This is a genomic window from Mycobacterium spongiae (genome assembly GCF_018278905.1).
In the GTDB taxonomy this organism is placed as follows: Bacteria; Actinomycetota; Actinomycetes; order Mycobacteriales; family Mycobacteriaceae; genus Mycobacterium; species Mycobacterium spongiae.
In genome coordinates, this window is the sequence record NZ_CP046600.1 from 1,700,113 (window position 1) to 1,724,041 (window position 23,929).

General features: G+C 66.2%; 20 protein-coding genes and 1 pseudogene. 14 read left to right on the plus strand and 7 right to left on the minus strand.

The features are described from left to right. Positions 1–41: 41 nt before the first annotated feature. The 3 genes from mutT1 to cofC form a co-directional block, all read right to left on the minus strand. Complete coding sequence (gene mutT1 / locus F6B93_RS06985) at positions 42–986, minus strand: 8-oxo-(d)GTP phosphatase MutT1 (RefSeq protein WP_211698436.1); 945 nt, start codon at positions 984–986, stop codon at positions 42–44. Between the two features lie 79 nt (positions 987–1,065). Beyond that, on the minus strand, positions 1,066–3,294 hold the full coding sequence (locus F6B93_RS06990; protein ID WP_211698437.1) for an RNA degradosome polyphosphate kinase: 2,229 nt from the start codon (positions 3,292–3,294) through the stop codon (positions 1,066–1,068). 86 nt (positions 3,295–3,380) lie between these two features. After that, complete coding sequence (cofC, locus tag F6B93_RS06995) at positions 3,381–4,031, minus strand: 2-phospho-L-lactate guanylyltransferase (RefSeq protein ID WP_211699327.1); 651 nt, start codon at positions 4,029–4,031, stop codon at positions 3,381–3,383. A 176-nt stretch (positions 4,032–4,207) separates the two neighbouring features. On the opposite strand from cofC, the gene F6B93_RS07000 reads away from it, so the two are divergent. Both F6B93_RS07000 and F6B93_RS07005 read left to right on the plus strand, forming a co-directional pair. Continuing rightward, complete coding sequence (locus F6B93_RS07000) at positions 4,208–5,215, plus strand: NAD(P)H-dependent glycerol-3-phosphate dehydrogenase (protein WP_211698438.1); 1,008 nt, start codon at positions 4,208–4,210, stop codon at positions 5,213–5,215. A gap of 82 nt (positions 5,216–5,297) precedes the next feature. Continuing rightward, entirely contained in the window at positions 5,298–6,440 is a 1,143-nt protein-coding gene (locus F6B93_RS07005) for a D-alanine--D-alanine ligase family protein (RefSeq protein WP_211699328.1), read from the plus strand. Here the strand turns inward: F6B93_RS07005 and F6B93_RS07010 are convergent. Next, on the minus strand, positions 6,437–7,012 hold the full coding sequence (locus tag F6B93_RS07010) for a DUF3515 domain-containing protein (RefSeq protein ID WP_246541030.1): 576 nt from the start codon (positions 7,010–7,012) through the stop codon (positions 6,437–6,439). The two genes, F6B93_RS07005 and F6B93_RS07010, sit on opposite strands and share 4 nt — an antisense overlap. 125 nt (positions 7,013–7,137) lie before the next feature. Here F6B93_RS07010 and F6B93_RS07015 point away from each other — a divergent pair, with 125 nt between their 5' ends. Next, positions 7,138–8,115 carry a thiamine-phosphate kinase gene (locus tag F6B93_RS07015; protein ID WP_211698440.1) on the plus strand — a complete coding sequence of 326 codons (978 nt, stop codon included), beginning with the start codon at positions 7,138–7,140 and terminating at the stop codon, positions 8,113–8,115. Positions 8,116–8,193: 78 nt separating this feature from the next. Next, positions 8,194–8,877 carry a uracil-DNA glycosylase gene (locus F6B93_RS07020; protein ID WP_211698441.1) on the plus strand — a complete coding sequence of 228 codons (684 nt, stop codon included), beginning with the start codon at positions 8,194–8,196 and terminating at the stop codon, positions 8,875–8,877. Between the two features lie 5 nt (positions 8,878–8,882). On the opposite strand, the gene rpmB is transcribed toward F6B93_RS07020, so the two are convergent. Then, entirely contained in the window at positions 8,883–9,077 is a 195-nt protein-coding gene (rpmB, locus tag F6B93_RS07025; protein WP_211698442.1) for a 50S ribosomal protein L28, read from the minus strand. A 309-nt stretch (positions 9,078–9,386) separates the two neighbouring features. Between rpmB and F6B93_RS07030 the strand changes: the two genes are divergently transcribed. The 3 genes from F6B93_RS07030 to F6B93_RS07040 are packed head-to-tail and all read left to right on the plus strand — an operon-like array spanning position 9,387 to position 14,061. Further along, entirely contained in the window at positions 9,387–11,105 is a 1,719-nt protein-coding gene (locus F6B93_RS07030; RefSeq protein ID WP_211698443.1) for a DAK2 domain-containing protein, read from the plus strand. Between the two features lie 2 nt (positions 11,106–11,107). Continuing rightward, positions 11,108–13,345 carry an ATP-dependent DNA helicase RecG gene (gene recG, locus F6B93_RS07035; protein WP_211698444.1) on the plus strand — a complete coding sequence of 746 codons (2,238 nt, stop codon included), beginning with the start codon at positions 11,108–11,110 and terminating at the stop codon, positions 13,343–13,345. Next, positions 13,342–14,061: an HNH endonuclease family protein gene (locus tag F6B93_RS07040; protein ID WP_211698445.1), complete on the plus strand. Its 720-nt coding sequence runs from the start codon at positions 13,342–13,344 to the stop codon at positions 14,059–14,061. The genes recG and F6B93_RS07040 overlap by 4 nt, the downstream gene beginning before the upstream one ends. Here the strand turns inward: F6B93_RS07040 and F6B93_RS07045 are convergent. Next, on the minus strand, positions 14,058–14,906 hold the full coding sequence (locus tag F6B93_RS07045) for an aldo/keto reductase (RefSeq protein ID WP_246541031.1): 849 nt from the start codon (positions 14,904–14,906) through the stop codon (positions 14,058–14,060). The genes F6B93_RS07040 and F6B93_RS07045 overlap by 4 nt on opposite strands. 4 nt (positions 14,907–14,910) lie before the next feature. Then, positions 14,911–15,088: pseudogene (locus tag F6B93_RS23560) on the minus strand (aldo/keto reductase); the annotation flags it as partial. 205 nt (positions 15,089–15,293) lie between these two features. Between F6B93_RS23560 and F6B93_RS07055 the strand changes: the two are divergent. From F6B93_RS07055 to F6B93_RS07085, 7 genes are all read left to right on the plus strand, one after another. Continuing rightward, a complete protein-coding gene (locus F6B93_RS07055; protein ID WP_211698447.1) occupies positions 15,294–16,424 on the plus strand; it encodes an alpha/beta hydrolase in 1,131 nt (376 codons plus the stop codon). 123 nt (positions 16,425–16,547) lie between these two features. Next, the gene (locus tag F6B93_RS07060; protein ID WP_211699329.1) at positions 16,548–17,315 is read left to right on the plus strand and encodes a DsbA family protein; all 768 of its coding nucleotides are present in this window, start codon (positions 16,548–16,550) and stop codon (positions 17,313–17,315) included. 5 nt (positions 17,316–17,320) lie between these two features. After that, the gene (locus F6B93_RS07065) at positions 17,321–17,947 is read left to right on the plus strand and encodes a vitamin K epoxide reductase family protein (RefSeq protein ID WP_425518504.1); all 627 of its coding nucleotides are present in this window, start codon (positions 17,321–17,323) and stop codon (positions 17,945–17,947) included. Between the two features lie 32 nt (positions 17,948–17,979). Then, entirely contained in the window at positions 17,980–21,372 is a 3,393-nt protein-coding gene (locus tag F6B93_RS07070) for a pyruvate carboxylase (RefSeq protein WP_211698448.1), read from the plus strand. Beyond that, positions 21,369–21,935, plus strand: a complete 567-nt coding sequence (gene rsmD, locus F6B93_RS07075) for a 16S rRNA (guanine(966)-N(2))-methyltransferase RsmD (protein ID WP_211698449.1) — start codon at positions 21,369–21,371, stop codon at positions 21,933–21,935. Before F6B93_RS07070 ends, rsmD begins: the two co-directional genes overlap by 4 nt. Positions 21,936–21,969: 34 nt before the next feature. Continuing rightward, complete coding sequence (gene coaD / locus F6B93_RS07080; RefSeq protein ID WP_211698450.1) at positions 21,970–22,464, plus strand: pantetheine-phosphate adenylyltransferase; 495 nt, start codon at positions 21,970–21,972, stop codon at positions 22,462–22,464. Between the two features lie 66 nt (positions 22,465–22,530). Beyond that, a complete protein-coding gene (locus F6B93_RS07085; RefSeq protein ID WP_211698451.1) occupies positions 22,531–23,928 on the plus strand; it encodes an amidase in 1,398 nt (465 codons plus the stop codon). Position 23,929 lies beyond the last annotated feature (1 nt).

Sequence of the window (23,929 nt, forward strand, 5' to 3'; positions counted from 1 at the left end):
TACCCTGAGGGTGGCCGTGGCCGCCCCAGGGTATCTGCGCGTTAGGCCCTGACGTTGGCCGCCAAGGCGCCGCCGATGTGGTCGGCGATGAGGAGCCGACCGGCTGACAGTGACAGCACCCACGTACTGCCTTTGTGATTGCGGGATTTGTCGGGCTTCGCGCCGTCGCGCTCACACCACCATGCGATGAGGTCGGGAATCACCTTGCCTTGGGTGCAGATCACCGGTGTGCCGGGCTGCTCGGCGATCCGCAGCACCCGGTGCCGGCCGCGTTTGGGGTTCTTGGTGTAGGACTCCTCGGTCAAGGCGGGCTCGTTGCCAACGGGCACCCCCAGTTCCGCGGCAAGCGGTTCCATCGTCTGATGGCAGCGCACCCGATCCGCGGCATAGACGTTGGTGGCACCGAAAGCCAGCAGCTGTGGCACCAATGCCTCGGCCTGTGCACGCCCCTTCTTGTCCAAGGGACGCTTGTTGTCGTCCCCGGAGAAGCGTGACCGGCTGCCGGCGGCGCCGTGGCGCACCACCAGCACGGTCTTCGTGTCCGCCGGGTGTTTGGCGAACCGGCGCAAGACTTTTCGATCCTGTGCGTAGTCGAGTTTCGTCATGGCGTCGGAAACCGGTAACCAGAGCATGTCATCGACCTCATTGCCCGGGGTGAATTCCCCGCCGGCGCTGCGTGCCGCCCAGTAGCGGACCTTCTTGGTGCCCTGCTGGATTGGGTAGGTCACCGTGAGGAGTCGCCTGCCAAGGATGGCGTGGTGGCCGGTTTCCTCAAGTATCTCGCGCGTAGCGCCCGCCGGTGCGGTCTCGCCGGGATCGACCTTGCCCTTCGGCAGCGACCAATCGTTGTAGCGGGGGCGGTGGATCACGGCGATCTCGACGACGTTCGCCGAGTCGGAGCGGTCGGGGCGCCACAACACCGCACCGGCCGCATGGACGATCCGCCGCCCGGAAGGCCCGCGGGCCGACGAGTTCTGGTTCGACACCTTAACTCCTGCAGCTCAATTCGGTGGGGTCCGCTCGCGGCCGGTAGGTGTGGCCCACAAGTGAGGGAATCACCGCATGTCAGGGGTTACGGTGCCGCTCCATCAGCGATACCTGGTGGTCGCGCACGCTGTGTCCTTCCTGCGGCAGCGCGGTCCACTGCCCGTCGGGTCCGAGCTCCCAACATCTGGTGGCGGGGTCCATCGCGGACTCCAGCAATCCGTCCAGCTGCGCGGTCAGCCGCGGGTCCTTGACTTGCGTCATGACTTCGACGCGCCGGTCGAGATTGCGGTGCATCATGTCGGCGCTGCCGATCCACACCTCGTCGATAGCGCGGAAATGCAGGATCCGGGAGTGCTCGAGGAAGCGGCCGAGAATCGAGCGCACGGTGATGTTTTCGGAGAATCCCGCTGCACCCGGGCGCAGCGCGCAGATGCCGCGTACCACAACCTCCACCCGCACACCTGCCTGGGAGGCGCGGTAGAGCGCGTCGATGACCTGTTCGTCGACCAGGGCGTTCATCTTCATTCGGATGCGTCCGGGCTTGCCCGCTTGATGCGCAGCGACCTCGCGCTCGACGCGTTCGATGATGCCGGTGCGAATTCCGTGTGGGGCTACCAACAGGTTGCGATAGGACAGCTTGCGTGAGTAACCGGTCAGCGAATTGAACAAGTCGGTGAGGTCCGCGCCGATATCGGGCGAGGCCGTGAGCAGACCGACGTCTTCGTAGAGTCGGGCCGTCTTGCTGTTGTAATTACCGGTCCCGATGTGGCAGTAGCGCCGCAGCGCAGCACCTTCCCGGCGCACCACAAGTGCGGTCTTGCAGTGCGTCTTCAACCCGACGAGTCCGTACGCCACATGCACGCCCGCTTGCTCGAGGGCGCGCGCCCAGCGGATATTGGCTTGTTCATCGAAGCGCGCCTTGATCTCGACCAGCGCCACCACCTGCTTTCCGGCCGCCGCGGCGTCGATCAGTGCCCTGACTATCGGCGAATCGCCCGAGGTGCGGTACAGCGTCTGTTTGATGGTGAGCACGTCAGGGTCGGCGGCGGCTTGCTCGATGAATCGCTGCACACTGGTGGAGAACGAGTCGTACGGATGGTGCACCAACACATCGCCTTCGCGCAGCGTGGCGAAAATACTCTTGGGCGTTTCCCGCTCGGCGAACGCGGGATGGGTGGCCGGAACAAATGTCCGGTCTTTGAGCGCGGGACGATCGACGCCGTAGATCTGCCACAACGACGACAAGTCGAGAAGCCCGGCCACTTCGATGACATCGCGAGGGTGCACGTCGAGTTCGCGCAGCAGCAACTCCAGCATGCTCTCAGTCATGTCGTCGGCGATCTCGAGCCGTACCGGCGAACCGAACCGCCGGCGCGCCAGTTCCCGCTCCAGAGCCTGCAGCAAGTCCTCGTCGCGGTCCTCTTCAACCTCGAAGTCGGCGTTTCGGGTGATGCGGAAGGCGTGGTGCTCGACGATGTCCATGCCCGGGAACAGAACCGGTAGGAACGCGGCGATCAGCTCCTCCATCGGCAGGAATCGGAGCACTGTTCGCGTCTCGGTACCCGTCGATTCGTCGGTGACCTCAGTTGGCGCGAGTTCGACGAAGCGGTCGACGTTGTCGGGCACCTTGACCCGCGCGAAGTGTTGCGTGCCGTCCTCCGGCTGCTTCACCGTGACCGCTAGGTTCAGGCTCAACCCGCTGACAAATGGGAAGGGGTGGGCGGGATCGACAGCCAGCGGGGTCAGGACGGGAAAGACCTGCTCGTTGAAGTAGGTCGACAATTGGTCGCGCTCAGTCTGATCCAGATCCGACCATGTCGCGATGTAGATGCCTTCCGCGCCGAGCGCGGGGAGCACCGAATCGAGGAACACCCGAGCGTGGCGGCTGGCGATCTGCTGGGTCTGCTCGCCGATACGGCCCAGCTGCTCGCGCGGCGTCAGACCGTCGGCAGAACGGACCGACAATCCCATCTCGTCACGGCGCTTGAGTCCGGCCACCCGAACCATATAGAACTCATCAAGATTCGACGCGAAGATCGCCAGAAACTTCGCTCGCTCCAGCAGTGGCAGCGAGTTGTCGGCGGCGAGGGCGAGCACCCGGGCGTTGAAGTCCAGCCAACTGAGCTCCCTATTCAGATAGCGGTCTTCAGGTAGCTGGTTGTTGATTGCTGCGCTACTGCCATCGAGGGTCGCGGCGGGCGGCGCCACGAGGGCCGAGTCGTCCGGGTGCCACGCCTTCTCATCGGGCCGCGCATCGGTACCTGGGCTGGCTTCGATTTCGGTCACCATACGATCATTGCTTATCACCTGGTGGCGTTGCCAGCGCGGTGCGGACATCCGTTCGCTGTTGTGCGGCCGTTTACCCTCCGGATGCCCGGCGGTGGGTGCCTGCGCTAGCGCGGCGCGACGGCGCGCGCGGTCGCGAGTCCCACCCCGAGCTGGCGGGCCGCCGCCAAGTCGGCGGGCGTGTCGACATCGCATCGCAGGCCAGGCCATGCGCCCGTCAGCTCGACGGCACCCGAACGGCGGTGCCGCGCGGATGAATCCGGTCCAAACTGCGGGTCGAGCGGGGTGCCGAAGGCGCACAGTGCCGCTGTTCCGGTCCCCGGTCGGTCAGCGACGAAACTGCGTTTGTGTTCGCGGGCCGCGGCGATGGCCTCGGCGAGTTCTTGTGTCTGAAGGGCAGGTAAATCGCCTTGCAGCACAACAATATTGGGGAATGATTTCCCAACCTCACGTTCGGCGGCGATGATGGCGTTGTTCAGTGGGTCTGGATCGCCGCTGGGCGTCGGGTCGGCCAGCACGTCGGCTCCGAGCTCGGCGGCCGCCGCAGCCGCGGCGTGATCGGGCGTGATGACGGTGATCACGCGCAACGAACTGACCTGCGCTGCGGCGGTCAAGGTATCGACGAGCATCGCCAGCACGACGCGTTCTCGGGTTGGCGCCGAGAACACCGGGGCCAACCTGGTCTTGGCTGCTGCCAACCGTTTGACGGCGACGATCAAGCCGACATCGCCGGTGCCGTCGGCCTGCGTGCCGCTCATGAGGGCCATCCTGCCAGCGCCGGCTTGCGCCCGATCCGCGAGTGCGGCGTTGCCGGGAACGATCCGACCAAGTGTCACGGTGTCACGCCAGCATGACGATGAGCCGTCGCTGGGTCTAGTGTGTAGCGGCTACAGATGTCTTGACGGACTGCATCCGGGAAAACAGGGGTGGGTGGATGGTGAGCACGGGAACCGTCGCGGTCATGGGCGCGGGCGCATGGGGCACGGCGTTGGCCAAAGTGCTTGCCGACGCGGGCGGCGAGGTCACGCTGTGGTCCCGGCGACCCGAGGTCGCCGACCAAGTCAACCGAACCCGCTACAACCCCGACTATCTACCCGGGACGTTGCTGCCTGCCGGCATTCGCGCTACCGCCGACGCCGCAGAGGCGCTCGGCGGCGCCACGACGGTACTCCTGGGAGTGCCTGCGCAGACCATGCGAGCCAATCTCGAACACTGGGGCGGCCTCCTGGTCGATGGCGCGACCCTGGTCAGTTTGGCCAAGGGCATCGAGCTGGGCACGCTGATGCGAATGAGTCAGGTCATTGTGTCAGTGACCGGAGTCGATGCGGCACAGGTCGCGGTCATTTCGGGACCCAATCTGGCCAGTGAGATCGCCGACTGCCAACCTGCTGCCACCGTCGTGGCGTGTAGCGACTCCGGTCGTGCGGTGGCCCTGCAGCGCGCACTGAACAGCGGCTACTTCCGTCCGTACACGAATGCCGATGTGGTCGGGACCGAGGTCGGCGGCGCCTGCAAGAACGTCATCGCGCTTGCCTGCGGGATGGCGGTTGGTGTCGGACTGGGTGAAAACACCGCCGCGGCGATCATTACCCGGGGCCTTGCAGAGATCATTCGGCTGGGGATCGCGCTCGGCGGCAAGGGCGCGACGCTGGCGGGCCTGGCGGGGGTGGGCGACCTCGTGGCCACCTGCACCTCGCCGCGCTCGCGTAACCGGTCGTTTGGCGAGCGCCTGGGCCGGGGCGAGACCATGGCGGCGGCGTTGAGCGCCAGGGATGGCCACGTCGTCGAGGGGGTGACATCGTGCGAGTCGGTGCTTGCGCTGGCGTCCAGCTACGACATCGAAATGCCGCTGACCGACGCCGTGCACCGTGTCTGTCACAAAGGGCTCTCGGTGGACGAGGCGATAGCTCTGCTGTTGGGTCGCAGCACCAAGCCTGAATGAGCCGCTGCTGGGAAGGTGAAGCACGATCCCCGCGCCCGCCACCCGGTAGCCTCTCCAGGTTGTGAATGCCAGCGACCGGCCCGTGGGGCCGCGGCCGACGCGGCCGGCAGGTGGCGACCGGGTCCGCGTTGCCGTGGTGTTCGGGGGGCGTAGCAACGAGCACGCGATCTCATGCGTGTCCGCGGGCAGCATCCTGCGCAATCTCGATCCGCGACGCTTCGATGTGACCGCCATCGGGATTACCGCCAAAGGTTCGTGGGTGCTCACCGACGGCAATCCCGATGCACTTGCGATCGCCGATCGGCAGTTACCCGAGGTGACCTCTGAGTCGGGTAAGGAGTTGGTCCTGCCGGTCGACCCGGCGCGGGCCGGCCAGCTCGTGTCACTATCCCCGGCAGCGCCCCCCACCGCCGGCGAGGTGTTGGGCTCGGTTGATGTGGTGTTTCCGGTGCTGCACGGCCCCTACGGCGAGGACGGAACGATCCAGGGCCTGCTCGAACTCGCTGGTGTGCCCTACGTGGGCGCCGGCGTGCTGGCGAGTGCCACCGGCATGGACAAGGAATTCACCAAGAAGCTGTTGGCTGCCGAGGGGCTTCCGGTCGGCGCGCACGTCGTGCTGCGCCCGTCGCGGCCGACGCTGAATGCCGAGGAACGCGCGCGGCTGGGATTGCCCGCATTTGTCAAACCGGCGCGCGGCGGCTCGTCCATTGGCGTCAACCGGGTGTCGAGTTGGGACCAGCTGCCTGCCGCGATTGCCGATGCCCGTTCTCACGATCCGAAAGTGATCGTCGAGGCCGCGGTGACCGGCCGCGAACTCGAATGCGGTGTGCTGGAACTGCCCGATGGCACGGTCCAAGCCAGCACACTGGGGGAGATCCGGGTGGCCGGGGTGCGCGGGCGCGAGGATCCCTTCTACGATTTCGCCACCAAATATCTCGATGACGCAGCCGAATTGGACGTGCCGGCCAAAGTGGACGACGATGTCGCCGACCTGACGCGGCAGCTGGCGATCAAGGCGTTCCGGGCGATCGACTGCCAAGGCCTGGCCAGGGTCGACTTCTTCCTCACCGACGATGGGCCGGTGATCAACGAGATCAACACGATGCCGGGTTTCACGACGACCTCGATGTACCCGCGGATGTGGGCGGCCAGCGGCGTCGACTACCCCACGCTGCTGGCGACCATGGTGGATACAGCCCTTGCCCGGGGCGTGGGCCTGCGCTAGCCCACCTGAGCAGGGTTGATTGGCACGGCCGCCATTACGTGGTCGATGACCGCGGAGAGTTCCTGGATCGGTGTGGGCCCCGATCCCGGCGGAAGTGTGAGGGCCACGTACACCGGCCGGTCCACGGTGTACCAGGTGGACCGACCGGCATCTGCCGGCCTCGAGCCGGCGGACCCCGGATCTTCGGTCACCTGGAACCACTGCACTTGGTCGACGATCTGGATGGGCGCACCGACCACGAATTCGGCCGGTCGGGCGAGCCCGCAGCGCAGGATCACCGGCGTGCTCTGCGGCCCGGCGCGCCAGGCGGTGGCGCCCTCCGGCGTCGGTTCCGCAACGGCCGCTCGCCGGTAGTCGCCGAGTCGTTGCGGCAGCTCTGCCAGCAGGTCATGGCAGGCGGCGCTGGTGGCCTGCGGAGCTGGAACCGCCGCAATGGCCACCGGTTTCTCCGGTGCCTGGTGATTGGCGGCGACGACCAGGACGACCGCGATCGCCGCCACTGCCAGCGCCAGCGCTGCGATGATCCAGGCTCGGGGCGGGCCGTCCGAATCGGCATCCCTGTCGGATGTCACGTCCGTGGCCACCTCCGACTCGTACACTTGCCCGGTCCGCTCGTGCGGATAGCGACCCAACGGTCCCCGCAGGCAGGGTATCGGTTCGGGCTCGTCACATGGCCGGGATGCGCCGAGGAGGTGGCATGCGCGATGACACATCGGGGAAGTCCCCGACCCTGGAGCAGCTCGGTGAGTTCGCGGTCATCGACCGGTTGGTGCGGGGGCGCCGACTGCCCGGCGCGGTTGTGGTCGGACCCGGCGACGACGCCGCCGTGGTGTCTGCTGGCGACGGCCGCACGCTGGTATCCACGGACATGTTGGTGCAGGATCGGCACTTCCGCCTCGACTGGTCTACACCTCACGAGGTGGGGCGCAAGGCGATCGCTGCGAACGCGGCCGACATCGCGGCGATGGGTGGGCGGGCCACCGCGTTCGTGGTGGGGTTCGGAGCGCCCGCTGGGACCCCAGTGGACCAGGTCGGCGCTTTGGTCGATGGAATGTGGGAGGAGGCTGGGCAGATCGGCGCCGGAATCGTCGGCGGAGATGTGGTCAGGTGCCCGCAGTGGGTGGTGTCGGTGGCGGTCCTGGGCGATCTCGACGGCCGTGCTCCGGTGTTGCGCTCCGGGGCGAAGGCCGGCTCCGTAGTCGCCGTCGCCGGTGAGCTGGGCCGATCGGCTGCGGGGTTTGCGCTATGGCGTAGCGCGATGGCGGGATTTGACGATCTGCGGCGGCGCCATCTGGTGCCGCAACCGCCATACGGGCAAGGAGTGGCGGCCGCGGCCGCGGGGGCTGAGGCGATGATCGACATTTCCGATGGTCTCATTGCCGATCTGCGCCACATCGCCGACGCATCGGGTGTGGGAATCGACCTGTCCACCGCGGCGCTGGCCGCCGACTACACCGCGCTGACCGAAGCCGCCGCGGCCGTCGACGCCGACGCATGGACGTGGGTGCTGGGCGGCGGCGAGGATCACGCCCTGGCTGCCTGTTTCGCCGGTCCGGTGCCCGTCGGATGGCGCGTCATCGGCAAGACGGTCGAAGGACCGGCCCGGGTTGTCGTCGACGGCCACCCGTGGCGGGGATATGCCGGCTGGCAGTCGTTCGACCGTCCAGGCGATTGACCCGGTTCGCTAGGGTGACGCGGTGACCGTCTCCGCAATCGCCCTTGACACGGCGGTGCCACTGGCGAAGGGGCTGGGGTGACCGCGCGTCCGCTGAATGAACTCGTCGAGCAGGGGTGGGCAGCCGCGTTGGCGCCCGTGGCCGACCAGGTGACTCAACTCGGGCAGTTCCTGCGCGACGAGATCGCCGCCGGCCGCAGGTACCTACCCGCAGGGGCGAATGTGTTGCGCGCCTTCACTTTCCCGTTCGACCAAGTGCGGGTGTTGATCGTCGGGCAAGATCCATACCCGACACCTGGACACGCGGTCGGCCTCAGCTTCTCGGTCGCCCCCGAGGTGAGTCCGCTGCCGCGCAGCCTTGCCAACATTTTCGACGAATACACCGCCGACCTCGGCTATCCGTCGCCCTCCTGCGGCGACTTGACGCCCTGGGCACGCCGCGGAGTGATGCTGCTCAACAGGGTGCTCACGGTGCGACCCAACAACCCCGCGTCGCACCGGGGCAAGGGCTGGGAACCGGTCACGGAGTGCGCGATCCGCGCGTTGGTCGCACGGTCACAGCCCCTGGTGGCGATCCTGTGGGGGCGCGACGCGTCGACGCTGAAGCCATTGCTGGCCGCCGGCGACTGCGTCGCGATCGAATCGCCACACCCGTCGCCGCTCTCGGCGTCGCGCGGGTTCTTCGGTTCGCGGCCGTTCAGCCGCACCAATGAGCTGCTCGCGGAGATGGGCGCCGATCCTGTGGACTGGCGGTTGCCCTGAGTCGGCTAGCCGCGGGTGACTTTGCCGGCCTTGATGCAGGACGTGCAGACGTTGAGCCGCTGCTTGTTGCCGCCGGGGCGGCTCACGGCGTGCACGATCTGGACGTTGGGGTTCCACCGGCGGCTGGTGCGGCGGTGGGAGTGCGACACCGACTTGCCAAAGCCGGGGCCTTTCCCGCAGATATCGCACACAGCGGCCATCTTTCAAGCTCCTCAAATCATGTTTGCTAGGGTCCGGCGACCTCGCTAGACCCCGCAGCCGGGACGGCCGGGGTGAGCCCCGGCCTCGCTCAGGATAGTCCAGGATAGCTGCGTTGGTCCGTCAGCACCAAAACGAGCTCATACCGCTGGACACCCGTGGCTAACCCTGGCTAACCCTGGACACTCCGGGACGTGGGACACGGCGGCTGTCGCCGTGCCTGGCTAGGCTCGACGCGCCGGCCTTGCCCAGCCGGTGCGCCGGGCTACGCTGGCGCCCACCGGGCCGGCGCGAAGGAGGTGGGTGTCAGGGTGGGCACGTGGGATCGTCAGCTGGACGCCGCGGCCCTACGCGACTGGGCACATACCGCCGTCAGCGACCTGATCGTCCACATCGACGAAATCAACCGGCTCAATGTGTTCCCGGTTGCCGATTCCGACACCGGTGCCAACATGTTGTTCACCATGCGATCGGCGCTTGCCGAGGCCGATTCGGCAGCTAGCGCGGCCGCTGACGCAGCAGCCAGGTCCGACATCGCCCGGGTCGCGGCGGCGTTGTCGATCGGTGCCCTCAACGGTGCGCGCGGCAATTCAGGGGTGATCCTTTCCCAGATCCTGCGCGGCATCGCCGACGTGACCGGACGCGCAGCCGCCGATTCCGGAGAAGCGTTGCGCGAAATCGATGCCTCCGTGCTCGCCGCGGCCTTATGGCGTGGTGTGGAGCTGGTGGTTGCCTCGATGGGCGGCCAGGAGGTCCCCGGAACCATTGTCTCGGTGCTTCGGGCCGCGGCCGGTGCCGTTGACCAGTGCGCCCGCGGCGGTGAGGCGCTGACCCAGGCGGTCGCCGCCGCCGGTGACGCAGCGGTCGTGGCATTGGAGAAGACTCCCGAGCAGCTGGACGTGCTCGCTGACGCCGGGGTGGTGGACGCCGGTGGACGCGGGCTCTTGGTGTTGCTGGACGCGTTGTGCTCGACAATCAGCGGGCACGCGCCCAACCGGTCGGTGTACGAACCGTCACCGCGTGTGCCGGCCCCGGACGCGACCGCTGAACACGGTGTCCCCTACTTCGAGGTGATGTACCTGCTGGCCGGCTGTGATGCCGCCGGGGTCGATGAGCTGCGAGGGCGTCTTGAGGAACTGGGTGACTCGGTGGCCATCGCGGCCGCCGGGTCCGGCAGCTACTCCGTGCACGTCCATAGCGACGATCCGGGTGCCGCCGTCGAGGCGGGAATCGCCGCCGGGCGGCCGAGCCGGATCGCGATCTCGGCGCTGATATCCGGTGCCAGTGGTCTACCAGCGGGCAGCTGGACTCGGGAACGGGCCGTGCTGGCCGTCGTCGACGGCGACGGGGCCGCTGACTTGTTCGCTGGAGAGGGTGCCTGCCTGCTGCGACGGGATTGCGATGCTCCCACGCCCGGCGCGGCATCCGTCGCCGACGTCAGTGCCCGCCAGCTGGTGCGGGCCGTGGTGGACACCGGGGCCGCACAGGTCATGGTGCTGCCCAACGGCTATGTCGCTGCCGAGGAATTGGTCGCAGGTTGCACCGCGGCCATTGGCTGGGGCGTCGATGTGGTGCCCGTGCCGACCGGGTCCATGGTGCAGGGGCTCGCCGCCCTGGCCGTGCATGACCCGGGGCGCCAGGCTGTGGACGACGGCTACACGATGGCCCGCGCCGCTGGCGGCGCCCGACACGGGTCGGTGCGCATCGCTACCGAGCACGCGTTGACCTGGGCTGGCAGCTGTGAGCCGGGCGACGGCCTGGGGATCGCGGGCGACGAAGTGCTGATCGTCGCCGATAGTGTTGCCGCGGCGGCCACGGGTCTGCTCGATCTGCTGTTGGCATCCGGCGGCGACCTGGTGACGGTGCTGGTCGGTGCCGGTGTTACCGACTGCACCGGCGATGCCGGCGACGATCCCGCCGCCCTGAATGGCATTCTGGAAACCCATGTGCACGACCATCATCCGGGCACTGAATTGGTCACCTACCTCACGGGTCATCGCGGTGACGTGCTGCTGATCGGGGTTGAGTAGCCGTGGTCGCACACAACGACCGATTGGATTACGTCGTAGGCGCCAAGGCGGCGGCCAACCTCGACGAAGTCTTCGGCATCCGCACCGTGGACGACCTTCTGCGGCATTACCCGCGCAGCTACACCGAGGGCGCGACCGCCGTGGCTGCCGATGGAGAGCGACCACTAGCCGGTGAACACATCACCGTCGTCGACACCATCACGGGCGCGTTCGCCCGGCCCATGAAAAAGGTCCCCAAGAAGAAGTTCCTGCGGCTGACCGTCGGTACCGGGCGCAACAGGGTGAACGCCACGTTCTTCAACGCGAACTACATCATGAAGGACCTCACCAAGGGCACCAAGGTGATGCTGTCCGGGGAGGTCGAATACTTTCGGGAAGCGCTGCATCTGACCCACCCCGCGTTTCTCATCCTCGACTCGCCAGATGGAAAGAACCGGGGCACAAAGTCGCTGAAAAGCATCGCCGACGCTTCCCACGCCACCAGCAGCGAGCAGGTGCTGTCGGCGCTCGAGCGCCGATTTTTTCCGATCTATCCGGCCAGCACGAAAATGCAGAGTTGGGACATCTTCGCGTGTGTGCGCCAGGTGCTCGACGTCCTCGACCCGATACCCGATCCGATACCCGCCGACCTGCTCGCCAGGCATGGCTTGATCTCCGAGGACCGGGCGCTGCGCGCCATCCATCTGGCCGAGAGCGAGCCCGAACGGGAGCTGGCACGGCAGCGGCTGACATTCGACGAAGCCGTCGGCCTGCAGTGGGCACTGGTAACCCGGCGTCATGGTGAGTCTTCGGAATCCGGACCCCCAGCGCCGTCGCGACCGGACGGCCTGGCCGCCGAGCTGTCGCGGCGCTTACCTTTCGAGCTGACCGTGGGACAGCGCGAGGTGCTCGCGGTACTTTCCGACGAGCTCGCGGCGACCCGCCCGATAAACCGCCTGCTGCAGGGTGAAGTCGGGTCGGGCAAGACGATCGTCGCAGTGCTGGCGATGCTGCAGATGGTCGACGCGGGCTACCAGTGTGCGCTTCTTGCGCCGACGGAGGTCCTCGCCGCTCAACACCTGCAGTCGATCCGCGATGTGCTGGGCCCGCTGGCAATGGGCGGCCAGCTGGGCGGGGCCGACAACGCGACTCGCATCGCCTTGCTGTCCGGCTCGATGACGGCCGCTCAGAAGAAGCAGGTCCGCGCCGAGATCGCCAGCGGTGAGGCGGGGATCGTCATCGGCACCCATGCCCTTCTTCAGGATGCGGTGGACTTTCACAAGCTTGGCATGGTGGTGGTCGACGAGCAGCACCGATTCGGTGTCGAGCAGCGAGATCGGTTGCGCGCCAAGGCTCCCACCGGAATCACACCGCACTTGTTGGTGATGACCGCGACACCCATACCGCGCACCGTGGCGCTCACCGTCTACGGGGATCTGGAAACCTCGACGTTGCGTGAACTCCCGCGTGGCCGCCAGCCAATCACCACCAACGTCATCTTCGTCAAGGACAAGCCGGCCTGGCTCGAACGTGCATGGCAACGCATCGTCGAGGAGGTCGCCGAGGGACGCCAAGCCTATGTGGTGGCGCCCCGCATCGACGAGACGGACGAGTCCGGAGATGGCCAAGCCGGCTCTCGGCCCACCGAGACCGCCGAAGGGCTGTTTGCCCGGCTTCGCTGTGGTGAGCTGGCCAACCTTCGGCTGGCGCTCATGCACGGGGGACTGGCAGCCGACGAGAAAGATGCCGCGATGACGGCCTTTAGGGCGGGTGAGGTCGATGTGCTGGTGTGCACCACCGTCATTGAGGTGGGCGTCGATGTCGCCAACGCCACTGTGATGCTGGTGATGGACGCCGACCGGTTCGGAATCAGCCAGCTCCATCAGCTGCGCGGCCGCATCGGCCGCGGTGCGCACCCGAGTCTGTGTCTGCTCGCCAGCGCGGTGGCACCGGGCTCGTCCGCCGGTCGGCGGCTGCGCGCCGTCGCCGAGACGATGGACGGATTCGCGCTTGCCGACCTGGATCTCAAAGAACGTCGGGAAGGAGATGTCTTGGGCAGCAACCAATCCGGCAAAGCAATCACCTTGCGGTTGCTGTCGCTGGCCGATCACCGCGTTTTCATCGAGAGCGCTCGCGACTTCTGCACGCACGCCTACGAAGAGGCCCAGCGGGACGGTAGTGGTGGCGCCCATCCCGGCTTGGCGGTGCTGGCAGCGCGATTCACCGATACCGACCGCATCGAATACCTGGACAAGTCGTGACCCACAGAATGCTGCTGTGGTTGGCGGCCGCCGCTGTGGTTGCAGTGGTGGTCGCCTATCAGGTGCTGGGGTCATCGATGGCTCAGCACGCGGAGCAATCCGCGGCGCGGGCTGACGTCCCAACCGTGCAACCCGGTACCGATGTGCTCGCCGGTATCCCAGTAGTGCCGCGGCGGATGCACCGCTATGACTACCGCCGGGCGGCGTTCGGCGACGCGTGGCACGACAACAACGACGCGCCTGGCGGCCACAATGGCTGCGATACCCGCAACGACATCCTCGACCGCGATCTGGTGAACAAGGAGTATGTGTCAATCAAGCGTTGCCCGCATGCGGTGGCCACCGGCACGTTGCGCGACCCGTACACCAATGCCACTATCGCTTTCCAGCGAGGCGCCAAGGTCGGCCAATCGGTGCAAATCGATCACATCGTCCCCCTCTCGTACGCCTGGGACATGGGGGCATACGAGTGGGAGGATCCGGAGCGCCTGCGGTTTGCCAACGACCCAGCCAACTTGCTGGCGGTCCAGGGGCGGGCTAACCAGGACAAGGGCGATTCGCCGCCCGGGGAGTGGATGCCGCCGAATTCTGCCTTCGCTTGCCAGTACGCGATGCAGTTCATCGCTGTGCTGCGGGGATACTCATTGCCGGTGGACGCAGCGTCGACCGGCGTGTTGCGGCGGGCCGCGGGCACGTGCCCGACCGCAGACGGTTAGGTGCCGGTATAGGTCAGCGGATCTCCATGAATACGGGTGCCGTCGTTGAGCCCGTTCAACGCCTCCGCGTGCTCGGCGGCTAGTTCAAAGTCGAACACGTCGAAGTTGCTGGCGATGTGCTCGGCTTGTGCTGAGCGGAAGACGACGGCATTGCCCAATTGCAAGTTCCACCGGAGCAGGACCTGTGCCGGAGTCTTGCCGTATTCACCCGCAATCGCCGTCACCGTCGGGTTATCGATCAGTCGACCCTGCGCTAGCGGCGTGGAGGACTGGGTGGCGACGGTGTGCTGTGCGTTTGCTTTGCGCAGCTCATCTTGGTTGAGCAGCGGGTGCAGCTCGATCTGATTGACGGCGGGGGTGACGAACGTCAGGTCGATCAGGTTCGAAATGTGCTCCTCGGTGAAGTTGCACACCCCGATGGTGCGGGCGTGGCCTTCACCACGGGACTGGATCATGCCGCCCCAGGCGTCCACATACTTGCCCACCGGCGGCGCCGGCCAGTGGATCAAATAGAGATCGACGTAGTCCAAGCCGAGTCGCTCCAGGCTGGCCTTGCACGCCTCCGGCGTCGCAGTGAACCCCTGATCAGCTGTGGCGACCTTGGTCGTGACGAACAGCTCGGCACGCGGAATGCCGGAGGCCGCGATCGCCCGGCCCACGGCGGCCTCATTGCCGTAGCCCGAGGCAGTGTCGATGAGTCGGCAGCCGATCTCCAGCGCGGCCGACACCGCGCGTTCGGTCTCGTTGTCCGACAACTCGGCGACCCCGAGGCCCAGCACGGGCATCGTGTTCTCATCGTTCAGGGCTATCGAGGGGGGGATAGAGGGGCTGGTGGCGCCCGGCATCATCTCACCTTCCTGTGAAATTGAAGGTTCTTGGATTTTGGCCAAGACGGGTTTCCGGCATGGAGCCAGGAGGTATCGAACACGTCGAAGTTGCTCGCAATCCGGATAGGGTTCATCGACTTGGGGATCACGATATTACCGAGTTGAATATGCCACCTAATCAACACGGGGGCGGGTGGCCGCCATTGCGCTGTCAGACCCTCGTCATGGACCTGGTCGTCAACCCGCCGTGTGGTCACCACGTACAGTTGGTCGCGGGGCACGTCGGAACCGGCGCTCGCATGCCCAGCCTCCACCGTTGCGGCAGGCCGACGCGGCGTCGCCGCGCCCCGCGACGGGGATCACGTTTCCGTCGGCTAGCGTGACGGAACTTGTGAGGGAGCAGCCATGACGAAGAGTCTGCCTGGGGCGGCAGACCTCCACCCCGGGGCAAACGGAACACCCATCGGTTGGATTCGCCGCATGCAAAGCGCCGTCACCCTCGCAGGAGCCAGGGTCACACCGTGGATCCCGACCAAGGCCAAACGGGCGTTGCTGGGTGGGCGTTCGGTCGTTGTCGACGGCAATACCCTGGATCCGACGGTGCAATGGATGCTGTCGGGTCAGCGGCTCGTCGGTGTCCGCGGATTGGCCGTCGACGACGATCCGATCGCCTCCCGCGCGCAGATGCGCGACACCTGCCTCGCAATGCCGGGCCCGCAGATTCACGTATCGACCAGCGACATTTCACTGCCCGGACCCGCGGGTACGATTCCGGCCCGGCACTACCGCCCGCCCAGTGGTGCGGCCGCGCCGTTGCTGGTCTTCTACCACGGCGGGGGCTGGACGATCGGCGACCTGGACACCCACGACGCGCTGTGCCGATTGACCTGCCGCGACGCAGACATCCACGTGTTGTCGATCGACTACCGATTGGCCCCCGAACATCCCGCTCCCGCCGCGGTCGAGGACGCCTATGCGGCATTCGAGTGGGCCTACGATCATGCCGAGGATTTGGGCGCGCTCCGCGGTCAGGTCGCCGTCGGTGGGGACAGTGCGGGCGGCAATTTGTCGGCGGTGGTGTGCCAGTTGGCGCGTGACAACGCCGGCTCCACCGGCGGACCCGCCCCGATTCTGCAGTGGTTGCTGTATCCGAGGACGGACTTCACCTCCCAGACGCGGTCAATGGGGTTGTTCGCCGACGGCTTCTTGCTCACCAAGCGGGATATGGATTGGTTCCATGCGCAGTACTTGCGCGGCTCCGGGATGGATCCCTCGGATCCGCGCCTTTCGCCGGCGCTGGCCACATCGCTGTCCGGGCTGCCACCAGCACTGATCGCGGTCGCGGGTTTCGACCCATTGCGCGACGAAGGTGAGAGCTATGCAAAGGCGCTGCAGGCAGCCGGTGTCGATGTCGACCTGCGCTACATGGGCTCGCTGACACATGGCTTCGTCAATCTGTTTCAGCTCGGGGGAGCCAGTGCCGTGGCGACCAATGAACTGATCTCGGCGCTGCGCGCGCACTTGAGCCGGGTTTGAAACTCGATTCGCCCGCCTTGTCCGAGCCGGACGCAGTGATGCCGCCGGTACTCTAGAGGCGCCGTCGCCGGGCTGCGGTGGCGACATGCCGACAAAATCGAACAGGTGAGGATCAGCGAAACTGTGGCAGACAAATCCAAACGCCCCCCGCGTTTCGACGTGAAGTCCACCACCGGAAACTCCGGCCGCCTCGTACAAATCGCTGGTACCGCGTTCATCGTGATCTTCGCGGTCGCCTTGGTCGCCTACATTGTGATCTCCCACAAAGACAAGAACGGCGGCGCGGCGAGCACGGGCGATGCGGTGCGGGTGACGTCGAGCAAACTGGTCACCAAGCCCGGAACCAGCGACCCCAAGGCAGTGGTGTCCTTTTACGAGGATTTTCTATGTCCGGCGTGCGGCATGTTCGAACGCGCCTTCGGACCGACCGTTTCCAAGCTCATCGACATCGGTGCTGTCGCGGCCGACTACTACATGGTGGCTATTCTTGACAGTCCGCGGAATCAGCATTACTCGTCGCGAGCTGCCGCAGCGGCGTATTGCGTCGCCGACGAGTCCATCGAGGCGTTCCGGCGCTTCCACACCGCGTTGTTTAGCAAGGACATTCAGCCGCCCGAGATCGGCAAGGACTTTCCCGACAACGGACGGTTGATTGAACTCGCCCGCCTAGCCGGCGCGGCGGGCACGGTGCCGGATTGCGTCAACAGCGAGAAGTACATTCCCCTCGTCGACGGGCTGGCCGCTGCCGCAGATGTGCACGCGACCCCGACAATCATGATCAACGGCACCGAATATGAATGGTCAACACCGGAAGCCTTTGTCGCCAAGATCAAAGAGATCGTTGGCGACGTTGACGGCATTGACTCAGCTGCGGCCACCGCGACATCCTGACCACTGTGGTGTCCGCGCACGCTGCCGAGCTACCCGCGGCCAAAGCGCCCGTCGTTCGGGTGCCGATGCTCAGCGCGTGGTGGGTGCTGGTCGGCGGGGTGATCGGGTTGGTCGCCTCGCTCGCGCTGACAGTGGAAAAGATCAGGATTCTGCTCGACCCGACCTATGCGCCGTTATGCAACATCAACCCGATCGTGTCGTGCGGTTCGGTGATGACGACGCCACAGGCGTCGCTGTTGGGATTTCCCAACCCGCTGGTCGGCATCGCCGGTTTCACCGTGATGGTGGTCACCGGCGTGCTGGCAGTGGCGAAAGTGCCTCTGCCGCGATGGTATTGGATAGGGCTCACGGCCGGAATCCTGACCGGTGCGACGTTCATGCACTGGTTAATCTTCCAGAGCCTGTACCGTATCGGTGCCTTGTGTCCCTACTGCATGGTGGTCTGGGCGGTGACCATCACGTTGCTGGTGGTGGTGGCCTCCATCGCTGTCAGTCCGGTGCTTGACAACGGGAACAGCGTCGTCGCGCGGCTGCTCTATCACTGGCGATGGTCTATTGCGACGCTCTGGTTTACGGCGATATTTCTGCTGATCATGGTCCGTTTCTGGGACTATTGGTCGACGCTTGTCTGAATTCTGAATTGCCCGGATTAGGGGGGCCCTGCGTGTTTTCCAAAGTGCTCGTCGCCAATCGCGGTGAGATCGCGATCCGCGCTTTTCGCGCGGCCTACGAACTGGGTATCGGCACTGTGGCCGTCTACCCGTACGAGGATCGCAACTCGCAACATCGGCTCAAGGCCGATGAGTCCTACCAGATCGGCGACATTGGTCATCCGGTACGCGCATACCTGTCGGTTGATGAGATCGTCGACACGGCCCGCCGCGCCGGCGCCGATGCCGTCTACCCCGGCTACGGGTTCTTGTCGGAAAACCCGGACTTGGCTGCCGCGTGCGCGGCTGCCGGCATCACCTTCGTCGGACCCGGCGCCGGAGTGCTTGAGCTGACGGGGAATAAGTCCCGCGCGATCGCTGCAGCCCGCGACGCGGGGCTGCCCGTGTTGACCTCGTCGGCACCGTCGGCATCCGTCGATGAGTTGGTGTCCGCCGCGGCCGCCATGCGTTTTCCGTTGTTCGTCAAGGCGGTTGCCGGCGGCGGGGGCCGCGGGATGCGGCGGGTCAGTGATACCGCGGCGCTTCCCGAGGCGATCGAAGCCGCGAGCCGGGAAGCCGAGTCGGCATTCGGGGATCCGATGGTCTATCTCGAACAGGCGGTGCTGCGCCCCCGCCATATCGAGGTCCAGATCCTGGCAGACACCCAGGGAGACGTGATCCACCTCTATGAGCGTGATTGCAGCGTGCAACGTCGCCATCAGAAGGTCGTCGAACTGGCGCCCGCGCCGGCGCTGGCCCCCGAGTTACGCGACAAGATGTGCGCCGACGCGGTCGCCTTCGCCCGCCATATCGGGTATAGCTGCGCGGGTACGGTGGAGTTTCTGCTCGACGAGCGTGGCCAATACGTCTTCATCGAGATGAATCCGCGAATTCAGGTGGAGCACACGGTGACCGAGGAGATCACCGACGTCGATCTGGTTGCCAGCCAGCTGCGCATCGCCGCCGGTGAAACGCTCGGCGACCTCGGTTTGCGCCAGGATGCCATCGTCCCCCATGGCGCCGCCCTTCAATGCCGCATCACCACTGAGGATCCGGCCAACGGATTTCGGCCGGACACGGGCCGGATCAGCGCCCTGCGCGCCCCGGGCGGTGCCGGTATCCGGCTGGACGGCAGCACCAACCTCGGGGCAGAGATCAGCGCGCACTTCGATTCGATGCTGGTCAAGCTGAGCTGCCGGGGCCGGGACTTTTCGACGGCGGTGAGTCGTGCCCGCCGGGCGATCGCGGAGTTCCGGATTCGTGGGGTGTCGACGAATATCCCTTTCCTACAGGCGGTTCTGGATGACCCGGAGTTCCAGGCCGGTCGGATCACGACGTCGTTCATCGATGAGCGGCCGCAGCTGCTGACCGCGCGTGTCTCGGCCGACCGGGGCACCAAGATTCTCAACTATCTGGCGGATGTCACCGTCAACAAGCCGCACGGCTCGCGCCCGTCAACGGTCTACGCGCAGGACAAGCTGCCTGACATCGATCTGGCGGTAGCGCCCCCGGACGGGTCCAAGCAGCGACTGGTCGAGTTGGGGCCGGAGGGTTTCGCACGATGGTTGCGAGAATCGCCGGTTGTTGCGGTGACGGAGACGACGTTCCGCGACGCGCACCAATCGCTGCTGGCCACCCGGCTTCGCACCACCGGACTGCTGATGGTGGCGCCTTACATCGCGCGGCTTACCCCGCAGCTGTTGTCCATGGAGTGCTGGGGTGGCGCGACCTATGACGTGGCGCTGCGTTTCCTCAAAGAGGACCCATGGGAGCGGCTGGCGGGGATCCGTGCGGCGATGCCAAACATCTGTCTGCAGATGTTACTGCGGGGCCGCAATACCGTGGGCTATACGCCGTACCCGGAAACTGTCACGTCGGCCTTTGTAGCCGAGGCGACGGCTACCGGCGTTGACATCTTCCGGATCTTCGATGCGCTCAACAATATCGAAGCCATGCGTCCCGCGATTGACGCGGTGCGTGAAACAGGTTCTGCCGTAGCTGAAGTCGCGATGTGCTACACCGGTGATCTGACGGATCCCGGTGAGCAGTTGTACACCCTGGACTACTACCTGAAGCTCGCCGAGCAGATCGTGGATGCCGGCGCGCATGTGCTGGCCATCAAGGACATGGCTGGCCTGCTGCGCCCACTGGCTGCGAAGCGGTTGGTCGGCGCTCTGCGCAGCCGTTTCGATTTGCCAGTTCACGTGCACACCCACGACACCCCGGGCGGTCAACTGGCCAGTTATGTGGCGGCCTGGCATTCCGGGGCCAATGCCGTCGACGGTGCCGCCGCACCCTTGGCGGGAACTACGAGCCAACCCGCGCTGAGTTCGATCGTTGCTGCGGCGGCACATACCGAGTTCGATACCGGACTGTCGCTGTCGGCCGTATGCGCGTTGGAGCCGTTCTGGGAGGCGTTGCGGAAAGTGTATGCGCCCTTCGAGTCCGGGCTGCCAGGCCCGACGGGCCGGGTCTATAGCCATGAGATTCCCGGCGGTCAGCTGTCCAATCTGCGCCAGCAGGCGATCGCGCTGGGTCTGGGAGACAGATTCGAAGAGGTCGAAGAGGCCTACGCCGGAGCGGACCGAGTGTTGGGCAGGCTGGTCAAGGTCACGCCCACATCAAAAGTAGTCGGTGATCTTGCTTTGGCGCTGGTCGGCTCGGGCGTTAGTGCTGACGAATTCGCCTCCGAGCCAGCACGATTCGACATTCCAGAATCGGTGCTCGGGTTCCTACGGGGTGAGCTGGGCGATCCGCCGGGCGGTTGGCCCGAACCCTTGCGTACGGCGGCGTTGGCCGGCCGTAGCGCCGTCGCGCCTGTCGAGCAGGTGGCGCCTGCGGATCAGCTGGCGCTGTCGTCGTCGGGGACGCAGCGTCAGGGAACCCTCAACCGGTTGCTATTCCCCGGCCCGACAAAGGAATTCGAGGAACATCGGGAGGCCTACGGCGACACATCGCAGTTGTCGGCGAACCAGTTCTTCTACGGGCTACGGCAGGGCGAAGAGCACCGGGTGAAGCTGGAGCCCGGGGTGGAGCTGCTGATCGGCCTCGAGGCCATCTCCGAACCCGACGAGCGGGGTATGCGGACCGTGATGTGCATCATCAACGGCCAGCTGCGCCCGGTGTTGGTTCGCGACCGCAGCATCGCCGGCGCTGTTCCGGCTGCGGAGAAGGCGGATCGGGGCAACCCGAGCCATATCGCGGCGCCGTTCGCCGGTGTTGTCACGGTGGCAGTGTCGGTTGGCGAGTCAGTGTCCGCCGGCCAAACCATCGCCACCATTGAAGCGATGAAGATGGAAGCCCCCATCACCGCCCCCGACGACGGCACCGTGGAGCGGGTCGCGGTGTCGAGCACGGCGCAGGTGGAAGGCGGAGACCTGTTGGTAGTGGTCGAGCGGCGCCATTGACCCGTATCATCGGCGGCGCCGCCCGTGGTCGGCGCATCGCTGTCCCGCCACGGGGCACTCGACCGACCAGCGACCGGGTGCGCGAGTCGTTGTTCAACATTCTGTGCGCCCGCCGGGATCTCTCCGGCTTGGCGGTGCTGGACCTCTACGCCGGTTCGGGAGCCCTGGGCCTCGAGGCGTTATCGCGCGGCGCCGCATCGGCACTGTTCGTTGAGTCCAACCAGCGCGCCGCGGCCATCATTGCCCGCAACATCGAGGTGCTGAGCCTCCCGGGCGCCTCGGTGCGCCGGGGCGCGGTGGCAGCGGTGCTGGCAGCGGGGGCACCGGCCCCGGTGGACGTGGTGTTGGCCGACCCGCCCTACGACATCGACGCCGCTGATGTTGACGCCGTTCTCGCGGCACTGACCACCTACGGTTGGGTGCGGGAGGGAACGGTTGCGGCGGTGGAGCGTCCGGCGGTCGGGGCGCCGCTCGCCTGGCCAGCCGGTTGGCGCCCATGGCAGCCCCGCGAGTACGGCGACACCCGGTTGGAGCTGGCCGAGCGACCAGAAGTCACGGTGTAGCGTCAGCGGTCATGACCCGAGTGGACCGGCGCAGATGACCGGCGCGGTGTGCCCCGGGTCGTTTGACCCGGTCACGTTGGGCCACGTCGACGTCTTCGAACGCGCGGCGGCCCAATTCGACGAGGTGGTGGTCGCGATCCTGATGAACCCGTCGAAGAAGGGCATGTTCGACCTTGACGAACGGATCGCGATGATCGAGGAGTCGACGACGCACCTGCCGAACGTGCGAGCGCAGGCCGGGCAGGGGCTGGTTGTGGACTTCGTCAAGTCCTGCGGGATGACCGCGATTGTGAAGGGTTTGCGTACCGGCACCGACTTTGAATACGAGCTGCAGATGGCGCAGATGAACAAGCACATCGCGGGGGTGGATACCTTTTTCGTCGCTACCGCGCCGCGGTATTCGTTCGTGTCGTCGTCATTGGCCAAAGAAGTCGCCATGCTGGGCGGCGACGTGTCGGGCCTGTTGCCCGACCCGGTGAACCGGCGGTTGCACGAGAGGTTACAAGCCAGATCGTCCAACGGCGGATAGGTTCCTGCTGCGGGCGAACCGTCGCTGCACGTTGTCAGCGTCGCACCCATAGGGCACCGTATGTGTATGTCCGACGGCGACCCCTGCTATGCCTCCGTCGCAGATCTGTGCCGAGACTTCGGGAGCCGGGCGCTATCGCCGGTGGACGTGGCCCGAGCCCACCTGGAGCGCATCGATCGGCTCAACCCCATGCTCCATGCCTATCTTGCGGTTCTGGCCGACACCGCCATGGCCGAAGCGAGGCACGCCGAGGAAGAGATTGGGCGCGGCGAGCACCGAGGCCCTTTGCATGGCGTACCGGTCGCTGTGAAGGACCTTTGCTTCACGCGAGGGATCCCCACCACCGCCGGCATGGCGATTCGCCGAGACTGTCGACCCGACTATGACGCAACGGTGGTTTCCCGGTTGCGTCAGGCCGGCGCGGTTTTGCTGGGGAAGCTGCACTTGTGCGAGGCCGCCGGCCCCGAGTATCACCGTGACTTTCCGGCTGTGGTGAACCCGTGGAGCGCCAGTCATTGGTCCGGAGCGTCCTCCAGCGGCTCGGCCGTCGCTGCCGTGGCCGGGTTGTGCACGGCCAGCCTCGGCACCGATACCGGCGGGTCGATTCGGACCCCGTGCACCATGAACGGGGCGACCGGCCTCAAGCCGACCTGGGGACGTGTCAGCGTCCATGGGGTGTTCGCGATGGCACCGTCGCTGGACACGGTCGGCCCGATTGCGCGCAGCGCGCAGGACGCGGGCCACGTATTGCGGGCTATAGCCGGTGCCGACGCCAACGATCCGACTGCGCTGCAAGCCGAGGTGCCCGACTATGTAGCTGATCCTCCGTCAGTGCACGCAGTTCGGGTTGGGTTCGATCCCGAGGGCGCGCTCGGTGGGGTTGAGGCCGATGTAGCCCAGGTCGTCCGCGAGGCGCTGGCCACGGTTGCCCACCTGGGTGCGGATGTGCGCGAGGTGTCGCTGCCGCCGACGATGCCGCTGGCGGCTGACTGGGGCACTTATGTGGGCACCGAAGCCGCCGTCGTCCACGAACAGACCTTTCCGTCCCATGCTGCTGAGTACGGCCAGTTCATGCGAGAGATTCTTCAGGGCGGTCACGCGGTGTCCGGCATCCAGATGGCTCGCATTGAGCGTGAGCGCAGAGTCTTCGCCGGCAAGCTCGCGGCGCTTTTCGACGACGTCGACCTGCTTGTCATCCCTGTCCTGCCGCTGGCAAATCTGACGCTCGATCGCCTGAAGCAGCTGTTGTTCAATCCCGAAACGCTCCCGGACCTGCTTCGGTTCACCGGTCCGTTCAACTTCTCGGGCAACCCAACGATCACCCTGCCGGGTGGCTTCGACTCCTACGGCGCGCCAATCGGTTTCCAATTCGTGGGGCGACACCTTGCCGAACCGTTGCTGATCACGGCCGGTCGGGCGTTCCAGGGCGCGACCGACTGGCACCGGCGTCGCCCTCCTATCTGAC